Source organism: Pseudoselenomonas ruminantium (assembly GCF_900142515.1).
Taxonomy (GTDB): Bacteria; Bacillota; Negativicutes; order Selenomonadales; family Selenomonadaceae; genus Selenomonas_A; species Selenomonas_A ruminantium_D.
Window position 1 is genome coordinate 19,284 of the sequence record NZ_FRBC01000006.1, and the last position, 12,363, is coordinate 31,646.

Sequence of the window (12,363 nt, forward strand, 5' to 3'; positions counted from 1 at the left end):
GGCAAGGTTTGAAAAGCCTTGCCGGTTAATTATAATCAAAAATTAATGTTTGGCCTGTGCCTTGGTCAGGAACTTTTCCTTGAGCACTGCAAAGCGCTCATGAGTTCCCACACCGATTTCCTCTGCATCATCAAAAGCCCGCACCGTAAAGATGATCTTGCGGCCCTCCACAGCCGTGACCTCAGCTTCCGCCCGCACCTGCATGCCCACTGGCGTAGCAGCCTTATGCGCCACATGGAGGCTGATACCTACGGTAGTCCAACCTTCTGGCACCAGCGGTTCCAGCGCCTCAGTGGCCGCCTTTTCCATCAGGCAGGTCATGGCCGGTGTGGCATAGACCGGCAGGCTGCCGCTGCCCATAGCCTGAGCTGTCTTTTCCTGCGTAACTTCTTCCGTAACCACATTCTTCAAACCAACTTTTACATCCGTAAGTTCCATTATGATGCGCCCCTTTGCATTATTTTTTCCCAGAACCTAAAAACATTTCCCGGAAGAGCTCAATCAAATGCTCCGCGGAGGAGGATAATGTACGGTTTTTGAGCCAGGCAATAACCGTATGCGTGCTCATTTCCGGTTCTACCAGCTTTTTATAAACCAGATTGCCATCGGTCAGGAGAGTCTTGGAGGACACCGGCAGCAAGGCCATGCCCATGCCCATCTTCGCCAGGAGCAGATCCTGCACGATGCTGTCGCTGACACAGACAATCTTCGGCTCAAAGCCCAGCTTGCGGCAATTGGCGATAAACACCGACTGCCAGCGCAGCGGTACAATGATTGGCTGGTCTTTGAGCTCAGACAGTTCTACTTTCGTGCTGTCGGCACCGATTTCCTGTTCCTTGTTCATGATAAGCACCAATGGTTCATTGGGTAGCACAATGGATTCATAAACCTTGGAATCCACCTGCGTGCGGGTGATGCCAATCTCAATCACCCGGTTATCCAGCAGTTCCAAGATTCTGGCGCCCTCCGCTTCCCAAATCTGATAAGTCACATTTGGGTAGCGGGAATGGAATTCCGAAATCAATTCCGGCAATAATAAGGCTCCGGAAGTCGTGATCGTCCCCAGACGAATGGAACCGGCAATGCCGGAACCAATCTCCGTGATCTCCCGCACAGTGCCATCCACCATCCCCAGAATATGCTCGACACGGGTGTACATGACCCGCCCCGCATCGGTCAGGCGGATGCGGCGGCTGCCCCGTTCAAAGAGCTGCACCCCCAGGGAGCTTTCCAGCCGCTTCATCTGCCGCGATAAGGCAGGCTGGGCAATATCCAGCCTCTGCGCCGCATGACTGATATTTCCTTCCTCCACAATGGCATAAAACGCCCGCATATCCTTAATATCCATTTCCGGCCTCTTTCTCAAAACTATATCCCAAACTTCATAGTTAGTATAACCATTTAGGTTTATTATAACTTTTTTGACAAAATAGAGCAACGTTTTTTAAAAATAGTTATAAATATCCCAACGAGACCGTTCTTCGATACGGGAAGAAAATCTTCCTGATTAGCAGGTTTTTGCTGGTCAGTATGGAATATACAAAATGAACTACTCAAATAACCGGAAGGAGGATACACCCCGATGCACTCCATTCGCACAAAATTCACATTGCTGACCGTAGTATCAATCATCATCGCTATGAGCATCGCTACATTGATTGGTGTTTTCTCCATCAAAGAGCTGGGCAGAAGTGATGCCGACCAGATGCTCCATCTGAAATGTACCACAGGCGCCATGAATCTGGAATCCTATTTTGACAGTGCAGAGCATTCTACGGAAACAGTCGCCACACTCATACAGGACAATTTTGAAAACATGCCCTATGACCAACTGGACAGCCAGGTTGAACACACCCGCCAGCTGTTCAATAAGATTGCTGCCAGACTCCCGGGGGTGCTCACTTACTATTTCCGCATTGACCCGCAATTTTCCCCTACAGTAAAAGGCTTTTGGTATGTAAAGACCGCCGAAAACGACTTCCATGAATACCCTACGACAGACCTCATTCCATACAATGACAATATCTCAGCTGCCCCCAAATGGTTTTCCGTTCCTAAAATGATTGGAAAAAGCATCTGGCTGCCCCCTTATTATACCGAAAACCTGGGTATGCGGGTTATTTCCTACAATGTCCCCGTCTATTGGAGGGGACAATTTGTCGGTGTGGTTGGGATTGAACTCGACTATGAAACACTGGCACGCGAAGTGGAAAAAATCAGGCTCTTTGACAATGGCTATGCTTTTCTCCTCGACGCAGATTCCAATATCGTCTATCACCCGCAAATGGATACACTCCTGCAATATGGCGAAAAAGTAGCCATGGACACCCCTGACCGGATCGTGGGAAGCAATCATGTGCAATACCATTTCAACGGGATCAGCAAGGAAGCTGTCTGGCTCCCCTTGCGCAATAGCATGCAATTATATGTAACCGTTCCGTTGTCGGAAATCAACAGCGGCTGGCAAACGATGGTCCGCCGCATACTCTTCGCTTCGCTCGTCATCCTGCTGATTGTCAGCCTCATCATGATGCGCTTTGGCGAGCGCATCACGAAGCCGCTTTGCGATCTCACAGAATCAGCCAAACAAGTAGCGGATGGCAAATATGAGTTCGTACTGAATTACAATGGAAATGATGAGATTGGTCTTCTCACGCGCACATTCAAACAGCTGGTCACACATACAAAGGAACATATCAGCAAACTCAACCGGCAGGTTTATATCGATGCGATGACTTCTGTCCACAACAAAGCCAGCTATGAAGCTTATATACAAAAATTACAGGAACAGATAGAAGATCCTGCAAAGAAACTGGAGTTTGCCGTGGGTGTCTTTGATTGTGACAATCTCAAACACATCAACGATGTCTATGGACATGACAAGGGTGATGTGTATATCAAAACCGCCAGTCAATTGATATGCCATACGTTCAAACACAGCCCTGTGTTCCGCATCGGCGGGGATGAATTTGCAGTCATCATACGAAATGAGGATTTCCAAAACCGCGATGAACTGTTCCGCCTCTTCCGCCAAAAACGGGAGGAACTCTGTGCCGCAGCCACATCTGCCTGGGAACAGGCACATGTGACCATGGGACTGGCCGTATACGATGCACAGATTGATGCGCATGTGATTGATGTTGCCCGCCGGGCAGACCAATGTATGTATGAAAACAAACGACTCCGCAAGGAAAAACAACGCCTGACTAAGGAACTCAGGAAAACAGAAGCGGACGGCTGACCAACGTCAGCCGTCCGCTTCTTTTATTGATTCAGTTTTGCTGCAAAATGGAATAATTCTCGGGATGCATGCCCGGTGCTGCCGTAACCTTGATATCCATGGCAAACTCTGCCGCCAGATTCATCAGCAGCTGGTTGTGCCGCAGTTCCTCAGCCACGGTTTCATGCACTTCGATTTCATAACCGTCTTCCGCATGGGATTTATGCTCCATGCGGCGGATATCCGCCGCAATGCGGATGCTGACCGTTTCGGGGGATTCCACCCGTCCGCGCCCATGACAGACCGGACATTCACTGTAGATGATGCTGTCGAGGTTCTGCCGGGATTTCTTGCGGGTGATCTCTACCAGCCCCAGGCTCGTGATATCCACGATATTGGTCTTGGTGGGATCGAGCCTGGCCAGATTCCGCAGATGCGCGAGCAGATTCTCCTTCTGCGCCTCTTTCTCCATATCGATGAAATCCACGATGATGATGCCACCGATATCCCGCAGCCTGAGCTGTCGCATGATTTCCTCAGCTGCTTCCTGATTGGTGGCATATACAGTCTCACCTAAATTCGTGGAACCCGTATACTTACCGGTATTCACATCAATCACCGTCAAAGCCTCGGTCTTGTCAATGACGAGAAACCCTCCGGATTCCAGCTCTACTGTACGGCTGCCCAGGCTGGCCAGTTCCTCATCAAGCCCATACGCCTTGAACAGCGGTTCTTTGGCATCATAGTAACGAATCTTTTCCACCAGCTCCGGTGACAACAGCTTCACGAAGTCATGGACACGCTGATAGACAGCCTGATCGTCAATCAGCATCTCCGTCACCTCAGCGGTCAGATTGTCCCGCACGATGCGGATGATCAAGTCCGCATCCCGGTAAAGAAGATTGGCCCCCTTGCTTTTCATCTTGAAGCGGGAAAGCAGGGAATGCCAGAGCTTGGCCAAATACTCCACATCCTCCCGCAGTGCCTCTTCGCTGGCACCTGCCGCCACAGTGCGGATAATCAGTCCCATGCCCTGGGGACAGATTTTCGCCGCAATATCATGGAGCCGCGTGCGCTCTGCCTCATCTTCAATGCGCCGGGACATGCCGATATAGGCTGCCGTAGGCAGAAGCACCACATGCCGCCCGGGCAGGGTGATATGTGTCGTAGCCCGCGGCCCCTTGGAGCCAATGGCATCCTTGATGATCTGCACGGGAATCTGCTGCCCGATGTGGATTTTCTGTGTCTTGGGAAGTGCCTGCTTCATATCCGCCGGCATCCCATCCCCGATATACATGAAGGCATTCTTTCCCGTACCGATATCCACAAACGCCGCCTGCATCCCCGGCAGCACATTCTGTACCTGTCCCTTATAGATATTGCCCACCAGATGCGAATGCGTAGCCCGCTCCACCTCGATAGAGGATAATTTATCATCCTCAAGGATGGCAACCTTCATTTCCTCCGGTACTACGGTAACAAGAATAGATTTCATCCATTCACCTCCCTCACAATCACCACGAAACAAATAACGCTATATCGTTGCCCAGCGCCCAGGGAAGGGCGCAGGCGGGCGTAAATCCCCGGATGGGATTTCAGCCCGCGTTTTCTTTTTGGTACTTTTTCTTTGCGCCAAAGAAAAAGTACAGCGAACTACGCATTAAACAAGTTCCACAAGCCTTTTCCCATTCGAGAGCATAGCCGTGCGGGTAATCTTAGCCTCTGCCGCCTTAACAGGCAAATCGAACTGTTCGACCAAGACACTGATTACTTCGCTGGGCTTCACGCTCCCGCTATCTGTAATCGCAATATCAATAGCAAGTTTCAACTTATCATCAATGACTTCCAACTGCACAGGTTTCTTCATGAACTTCTTAAGTTCAATCTCTCTTTTCTTCTTCGGCGTAACACGCTGATAATTCACTTCATCAGTTTCATTGTACTTCTTCACCGCTGCTTCGGCAAGGGCAAAATCCCCCTGCAGCGGCATATAGGCGGCGTATCTTGCTTCATCGGCCTGAGCCATCATGGCCTTCTGCTTGGTCTTTACCTCACGCAATTCCTTGAGCTCCACGCCCGGCGGCAGCTGGGCCTTCAATTTATCAAAGACCTCCGGCTGGCAGACGGGCTTCAGGAGTTCAAACTCCATATATTCGGCTTCACTGGTCACCCCCAGCGACAGAGCCGAAGCGAAGGAAACCTTCATATGATGGTTGAAGCCCTCGGAATAAGCCATGGGCAGGCCTGAACGCTTGAAGGCGCGGATGAATATATTGGCATAATCCAGATGCGAAACATAGCGCAGATCCTCCCCCTTGGTGATTTCTGCCCGGAACTTATAAAGAGTGCGGGGACGTCCGGAGTCCTTGGGATCGCGGTGAACCTTCTTGGGCAGTTCCGGTGACTGATAGTTGCGTGCAGCCTCTTCCTTGGCATAATCCATCACATGCACGCCCAGATTCGGACAGATGCCGCAGGCCGAGCATTTGCCGCGGCGGCAGTCCTCGGTCAGCGATCCTTTCATCGCCTTCTGCCATTCGCGCAGCAGGAATTCCGTGTTGACGCCCGGAGAAGTGATCGCCCAGGGCAGTGCCTCATTGAAGTCACGGGTACGCTGGCTGTAGTATTTGCCATCAATGCCGCATTTTTCCATGGCCTCAATCCAAACTTCATGCTTATAAAGATCCGTCCAGCCATCGAACTTGGCACCATCCAGCCAGGCCTGATAGAGCACCTGGGAAAGGCGGCGGTCACCGCGGGCGAACACGCCTTCAATCACGGACAGGCGCGCATCATGATAATTGAAGGTAATGGCCCGGTCTGTGATATGCTCCTTCAAAAGTTCCTGACGGCGCTGGAATTCTTCAATGGGCAGCTGACCGAACCACTGGAACGGCGTATAAGGTTTCGGCACAAAGCAGGAAACGGATACCGTAACCTTGCAGCCCCGCTTGCCCTTGATTTCCGTATAGAGATCAACGACCTTCTTAGCCAATTTCGCAATACCGATAACATCTTCATCGGTTTCCGTGGGCAGACCCATCATGAAATAGAGCTTGACCTGTTTCCAGCCCTGCTTGAAGGCCGAGGCACAGGCGTTCATCAGATTTTCCTCGGTTACGCCCTTGTTGATCACATCGCGCAGACGCTGCGTCCCTGCTTCGGGCGCAAAGGTCAGGCCGGATTTCCGCACCTGCTGCATCTTATGGGCAAGGTCGATGGAGAAGGAATCAATGCGCAGGGATGGCAGGGAGAAGCTTACTTCTTCATCCTGGAAATCCAGCATCAGATCATCCACCAGGCGGCCCAGACAGGAATAATCGGCTGAGGACAGTGACGTCAGGCTCATCTCATTGTAGCCTGTGCTGTCCACGAGATTGCGGGCCATCTGCTTGAGATTTTCCTCGGTGCGCTCGCGGGCAGGACGATAGCAGATCCCCGCCTGACAGAAACGGCAGCCACGGGAGCAGCCACGGAAGAGTTCCAGCATGGCACGGTTATGGACGATATCCATGGAAGGCACCAGTGGATGCTCCACACTCATGGTCTCATCCATATTCTTGCAGACGCGCTTATAGATAATGGACTTGGCATTTTCATGCAGCGGTTCCAGCTTTTCATAATGGCCATCCGCCGTATATTTCGGCTCATAGAAGGACGGCACATAGATGCCATCCATGGTCAGCAGGCGTTCCAGGAAACCACGCCGGCCACCGGGACGGCCTGCCTTTTTCCACTGGATAAAGGCCTGAGAAACTTCCACAACGGCGTCTTCCGCTTCACCGACAATGAAGAAATCAAAGAAATCTGCGATAGGCTCTACGTTGTAGACGCAGGGGCCGCCGCCCACCACGAAGGGCATATCCTCGCCGCGCTCCCTTGCCCAGAGGGGAATCCCGGCTAAGTCCAGCATATTGAGCACGTTCGAGTAGATCATCTCATACTGCAGGGAGAAACCGAAGAAATCGAACTGAGAGAGCTCATGCTTCGTTTCCAGCGAGAACAGCGGGATATTGCGCTGCCGCATCTCCTCTTCCATATCCGTCCAGGGAGCATAGACACGCTCTGCGGCAATCCCCTCTTCCCGGTTCAGGATCTCATAGAGAATCGCCAGCCCCAGGTTGCTCATGCCCACTTCATAGACATCAGGCAGAGCCAGGGCAAAAGTGCAATCCACCTTATCCCAATCCTTGACCACTGCATTCCACTCGCCACCGGTATACCGGGACGGTTTCAATACCGACTGGAGCACCTCATGATTGAGTTGTACCATTTATTTTTTCCTCCATACATCTTTCATTCAGCTCTGTAAAATAATAAGCCTCCCCTTCAGGGGAAGGCTAAAACACACAATCCGTCAGAGGTTTTTCTTTTATCGTAACCTCTTCAACTAAAATTCTAATTTCTTTTTCCTTAACTGGATATTCAGCAATATCGCTATCGCCATGATATTTGTCGTCAACGAGCTGACGCCATAACTCATGAGCGGCAGCGGGATACCTGTTACCGGCATGATGCCCAGGGTCATGCCAACATTGACCAGTACATGGAAGGCCAACATGGATGTGATGCCCACAGCCAACAGCCTGCCGAAGATATCACTGGCATTCTTGGCAATCTGAGCTCCCCGCCAAAGCACCACAAGGTATAGCAGGAGCAGACAGACCACACCGATAAAGCCCAATTCCTCTCCGACCACAGCGAAGATAAAGTCCGTATGGTTCTCCGGCAGGAAGTTCAGCTGGCTCTGTGTGCCTTCAAAGAGCCCCTTGCCAAAGAGCATGCCGGAACCAATGGCAATCTTGGATTGGATGATATGATATCCCGACCCTAAAGGGTCCACATTCGGGTCCATGAAGACCATGATACGCATTTTCTGATAATCTTTCAAGAAATGCCACAGCAACGGCATCATGGCAATCCCGGCGGCAAAGAGGCCGCCCAGGAGCCGCAGATTGATGCCGCAAACAAAAACCATGCCCAGAAAAATAGCCATAAACACCAAGGATGTTCCCAAATCCGGCTGTTTCAGAACCAGCAGGAAAGGAACGCCCACATAGGCTGCCACCGGCAGGAGATCATGGATGGTATTGAGCTTGCCCACCCGTTCCTCCAGCATGGTAGCCAGAGACACAATCATGATGATCTTGGAAAACTCCGATGGCTGGATACTGATCGGACCAATGGAGATCCAGCGCTGAGCGCCAAGGGCTGACTGCCCTACCAGCATAACAGCCACCAACATGATCAGATTGAAAATGTAGAGCTTATTGCCATACCCCTGCAGCATCTTGTAGTCAAAATTCATCAAAAAAGCTGCAAAAGCGATATTCACTGCCGCAAAGAGGCCCTGACGGGCCACATACCAATAGCGCTCCTCACCAGGAGTATTGACATGGGTGGCACTGCCGATAATGATAAGGCTCATGATGATGATTCCGGCAGTTGCCGCCAGCAAGGTGAGGTCTGTGCGGCGTAAAATGGATTTAGTCATTTTTGTCGTTCAACTCTTCTTCCGTTAACCCTTGTCATGTTTCATGCTGCTGACAGGGATGTTGGCCACCAACGCCACAGAATCATCATCATTGGCCAGGGATATTTCCATATCATGCTGATTGATTTCCATATAGTTGGAAATCACTTTGATAATGTCATTTTTCAGATTATCCATAACTTCGGGGGAAATATTTGCACGGTCATGGATAAGCACCACTTTCAAGCGGTCATGGGCAATTTTGCCTGACTGCTCCTTCTTGCCAAATATTTTCATCAATGCCTCCAACATATAACCCCTCCTTATCTTCTGAACATATGCTTGAGACGAGTCCACCAGCCCTCTTTATGGAAATCCATAAAAGGCACATCTTCGCCGAGCATACGGCTCACGATATTACGATAAGCCTGACCTGCCTGGCTGTCATCCGAAGCCACACAGGGCTCACCCTTGTTGGCCGCTGTAACGACCTTGATGTCATCAGGCACCTGACCAATGCAGTCCAGAGAAAGGATGTCGTTGATATCATCCATATCCAGCATTTCGCCGCTTTCCACCATGGAAGGACGGATACGGTTGACAATGAGTTTGATATTCTCCTTGTCAGCACGGCCTAGCTCGCCGATGATCTTATCGGCATCACGGACAGCCGCGATTTCCGGCATGGTTACCACCAGCGCCGTATCAGCAGCAGCGATGGCAGTCTTGAAGCCCTGCTCGATACCAGCGGGGCAGTCGATCAGGATGTAATCAAATTCCCGGCGCAGTTCATCACAAAGTTTCACGAGCTGTTCGGGGTTCACAGACATTTTATCCTTCACCTGCGAAGTCGGGAGTAAAAAGAGATTCTCATATTTCTTATGACGGACCAGTGCCTTCTTGAAAGCTACCCGGCCTTCCGTCACGTCAATCAGGTCATACATGATGCGGTTCTCAAGCCCCAGCATCAGGTCGAGGTTTCTAAGCCCCGTATCGGTATCCACCAATACAACCTTCTTCCCCCGCATAGCCAGTCCCATACCCAGATTAGCCGTGGTCGTAGTCTTGCCAACACCGCCTTTGCCAGAGGTAATTACATAGATTTCGCTCATATTGTCTTATCCTGCCTTTCTATTGGTTCGATTACGATTTGACCATCCTTGATAGATGCACGCTCCGCGCGCTCTGTCTTTTTCATTTCATCCGGTGAACGGGCGATCAGGTTCGATATTCTGATCTGAGTAGGCATCAAGTGATCAGCGACGATAAAGGCTGTGCTATCACCGTAGGCACCGGCATGTACCATGCCCCGGCAAGTGCCCCGGATATCGATGCTGCCTCCGGCAATGATCTGTGCCCCCGGATTCACATTGCCACAAACCAATACCGAAGATTTCGTGCGGATTTCCTGTCCTCCCCGCAGGGTCTTATTGATCACAACCATCTCCTGCGGTTTCAGTTCCTCCGGCTGATTTACCGGCTGAGACGCAGGCTGCGGTGGTGGTGCCTGTACCTGAGGCACTGGCTTTTCTACAGGTTCCGGTTTCTGGGTACGGCAGATCAGGCCATATTCATGGAACAGATGCTGCAATTCATCTCTTTCGCTGCCCATAAACACATCCCGGGGGATCAGCACTAAAGTGCCCCGCAAGAAGAACGTGGTACCGGATTCTAATTTCTTTCTCAGATTCTCCCGCACCTCTTCAAAGGATGCCTCTGGGGCAAAGCTCAGCTGTAACCCAAGGGAAGTTCCCTTGATTTTTACAATATCTTCACTCATGATTGCCCTCGTTTCTATATAAATATAGTCTTGATAACATTACTGTTTTTTCTGCTCATTGGCAGGCTGCTTGGCCGGATCCGGCTTATTGAGACCAAACCAGGCTTCCAGGATCTTCCGTCCGATCGGTACGGCAGACTGGGCACCGTAACCACCCTGCTCCACAATAACCGCGACAACGATATTTGGGGCACCAAAAGGCCCATAAGCGACAAACCAGCCATGATCGCGGCCATGCGGATTCTCCGCGGTACCGGTTTTACCGGCAATCTCTATGGGGAACCCCCGGAAAATAGATGCTGCTGTACCGTACTTGGTAACATCATGCAGACCATCCTGCACCAGCTTGATATCCTCCATCGGTACATCCAGCGTACTCAGAAGTTCCGGTGTAAACTCCTTGACCGTCTTACCATCCGGCCCGACAATACGGTTTACCAGATGAGGTTTATAGCGTTTGCCATCCGCGGCAATCTCCCCCATGACCATAGCGGCCTGCAAAGGCGTTACCAGATTGAACCCCTGACCGATAGCAGCATCGAAGGTTTCCGACAGATACCATTCGCCATCTTCAAAGTTCTTTTCCTTATAGCGGCGATTAGCAACCAGACCATCTGATTCATAAGGCAGATCGATGCCAGTGATCTTGCCCAGCCCAAACATCCGGGCATATTTTTCAATCCGGTCAATGCCCAGGCGATTTCCCATTTCATAGAAATATACGTTATCGGAATGGGCCATGGCCTGCTGGAAGTTAATGAGCCCCAGTGCTTCACCATCCGCATTTCCTTTCGGGATGATCCAATGATGACCACTATCCATGATCAGTTCAGAAGGACTCACGACTCCCTCCGTCAGCGCCGCAGTGCCCGTAACGATCTTAAAGGTCGACCCCGGCGGATACTCACCCGTGATGGCCTTGTTATCCATAGGGTGATAAGGATTATTATTGAGCTTGTTCCAATCCTTGGCTGAGATTCCATGCGCAAAGAGATTCGGATCGAACGCCGGCCGGCTGACCATCGCATAGATTTCCCCGGTCATGGGATTCATGGCCACCGCAGCTGCTGCATTGGCATGGATCAGCTTGAGCTGTTCATCCACAGCCTTTTCCGCAGCAGTCTGTAAATTCTTGTCAATGGTCAGATAGAGGTCATCACCAGGTGTCGGCGGTTTGTTGCCGATGATCTGCACAGGCTTGCCCGTTACATCCACTTCCACCTGCTGGCCGCCATTGGCGCCCCGCAGCTCTTTATCGTAAATCTTTTCCAGACCGAATTTGCCGATGATGTCACCGCTTTTATAGCCTTCGTCTTTCTTTTTCTCCAACTCCATGTCGTTGATTTCACTGACGTAGCCATAAGTATGCGCAGCCTCTTCCTTATTCATATAATCGCGGATAGGCTGAACCTCTATGATGACACCCGGGTACATATTCTTTTGTTCTTCGATGATGGTGACAATATCAGGTGTCACATCCGCCTTGATGCGGATTGGATCGAACCCTGTATGGGCATCGATCTTCTTGTTGATCTCCTCCACTGGCACCTTCAAAAGTTCCGCCAAGCGGTCAATCACCACAGGGTCAATCTTGGTCATCACCGGCATCAAGGACACAGCAAAGCCCGGACGATTCTGCACCAAAAGTTCCCCGTTGCGATCAAAGAATGTCCCCCGGGGTGCCATGGTAGGAATGATGCGGATGCGGTTGCCTTCAGCCAGCCGGGCATAATGTTCTCCGTCATAAATCTGCAGATACCCGGCCCGGGCGATCAATACAGCGATAACCAGCACTGACAGCCAGCCCAGGACCTGTAATCTGCCGCCAAATTCGTCATTTTCGACCAAAAAATATCTCTCCCATAAAAGAAGGCACCCATACAGGTGCCT

General features: G+C 51.0%; 10 protein-coding genes. 1 reads left to right on the top strand and 9 read right to left on the bottom strand.

Annotated elements, in window-relative coordinates:
* Positions 1 to 42: 42 nt before the first annotated feature.
* Entirely contained in the window at positions 43 to 438 is a 396-nt protein-coding gene (locus BUB68_RS04370; protein WP_073088569.1) for a thioesterase family protein, read from the bottom strand.
* A 19-nt stretch (positions 439 to 457) separates the two neighbouring features.
* The gene (locus BUB68_RS04375; RefSeq protein ID WP_073088570.1) at positions 458 to 1,348 is read right to left on the bottom strand and encodes a LysR family transcriptional regulator; all 891 of its coding nucleotides are present in this window, start codon (positions 1,346 to 1,348) and stop codon (positions 458 to 460) included.
* A 234-nt stretch (positions 1,349 to 1,582) separates the two neighbouring features.
* On the opposite strand from BUB68_RS04375, the gene BUB68_RS04380 reads away from it, so the two are divergent.
* The gene (locus BUB68_RS04380; RefSeq protein WP_073088571.1) at positions 1,583 to 3,241 is read left to right on the top strand and encodes a sensor domain-containing diguanylate cyclase; all 1,659 of its coding nucleotides are present in this window, start codon (positions 1,583 to 1,585) and stop codon (positions 3,239 to 3,241) included.
* Between the two features lie 31 nt (positions 3,242 to 3,272).
* On the opposite strand, the gene BUB68_RS04385 is transcribed toward BUB68_RS04380, so the two are convergent.
* From BUB68_RS04385 to mrdA, 7 genes are all read right to left on the bottom strand, one after another.
* Complete coding sequence (locus BUB68_RS04385) at positions 3,273 to 4,715, bottom strand: Rne/Rng family ribonuclease (protein ID WP_073088572.1); 1,443 nt, start codon at positions 4,713 to 4,715, stop codon at positions 3,273 to 3,275.
* Between the two features lie 165 nt (positions 4,716 to 4,880).
* Positions 4,881 to 7,493, bottom strand: a complete 2,613-nt coding sequence (locus BUB68_RS04390; protein ID WP_073088573.1) for a TIGR03960 family B12-binding radical SAM protein — start codon at positions 7,491 to 7,493, stop codon at positions 4,881 to 4,883.
* Positions 7,494 to 7,610: 117 nt separating this feature from the next.
* Entirely contained in the window at positions 7,611 to 8,714 is a 1,104-nt protein-coding gene (gene rodA / locus BUB68_RS04395) for a rod shape-determining protein RodA (protein WP_073088574.1), read from the bottom strand.
* A 24-nt stretch (positions 8,715 to 8,738) separates the two neighbouring features.
* Positions 8,739 to 9,005, bottom strand: coding sequence for a cell division topological specificity factor MinE (gene minE / locus BUB68_RS04400; RefSeq protein WP_073088575.1), 267 nt, complete (start codon positions 9,003 to 9,005; stop codon positions 8,739 to 8,741).
* 11 nt (positions 9,006 to 9,016) lie between these two features.
* Positions 9,017 to 9,805 carry a septum site-determining protein MinD gene (minD, locus tag BUB68_RS04405; RefSeq protein WP_073088576.1) on the bottom strand — a complete coding sequence of 263 codons (789 nt, stop codon included), beginning with the start codon at positions 9,803 to 9,805 and terminating at the stop codon, positions 9,017 to 9,019.
* Positions 9,802 to 10,473: a septum site-determining protein MinC gene (gene minC / locus BUB68_RS04410; protein WP_073088577.1), complete on the bottom strand. Its 672-nt coding sequence runs from the start codon at positions 10,471 to 10,473 to the stop codon at positions 9,802 to 9,804. Before minC ends, minD begins: the two co-directional genes overlap by 4 nt.
* A gap of 39 nt (positions 10,474 to 10,512) precedes the next feature.
* Entirely contained in the window at positions 10,513 to 12,321 is a 1,809-nt protein-coding gene (gene mrdA / locus BUB68_RS04415) for a penicillin-binding protein 2 (RefSeq protein ID WP_073088578.1), read from the bottom strand.
* Between the last annotated feature and the right edge of the window lie 42 nt (positions 12,322 to 12,363).

Coding starts and splice junctions, on each gene's coding strand:
- BUB68_RS04370 (WP_073088569.1), bottom strand. CDS start 438: ATGGAACTTACGGATGTAAAAGTTGGTTTGAAGAATGTGGTTACGGAA.
- BUB68_RS04375 (WP_073088570.1), bottom strand. CDS start 1,348: ATGGATATTAAGGATATGCGGGCGTTTTATGCCATTGTGGAGGAAGGA.
- BUB68_RS04380 (WP_073088571.1), top strand. CDS start 1,583: ATGCACTCCATTCGCACAAAATTCACATTGCTGACCGTAGTATCAATC.
- BUB68_RS04385 (WP_073088572.1), bottom strand. CDS start 4,715: ATGAAATCTATTCTTGTTACCGTAGTACCGGAGGAAATGAAGGTTGCC.
- BUB68_RS04390 (WP_073088573.1), bottom strand. CDS start 7,493: ATGGTACAACTCAATCATGAGGTGCTCCAGTCGGTATTGAAACCGTCC.
- rodA (WP_073088574.1), bottom strand. CDS start 8,714: ATGACTAAATCCATTTTACGCCGCACAGACCTCACCTTGCTGGCGGCA.
- minE (WP_073088575.1), bottom strand. CDS start 9,005: ATGTTGGAGGCATTGATGAAAATATTTGGCAAGAAGGAGCAGTCAGGC.
- minD (WP_073088576.1), bottom strand. CDS start 9,805: ATGAGCGAAATCTATGTAATTACCTCTGGCAAAGGCGGTGTTGGCAAG.
- minC (WP_073088577.1), bottom strand. CDS start 10,473: ATGAGTGAAGATATTGTAAAAATCAAGGGAACTTCCCTTGGGTTACAG.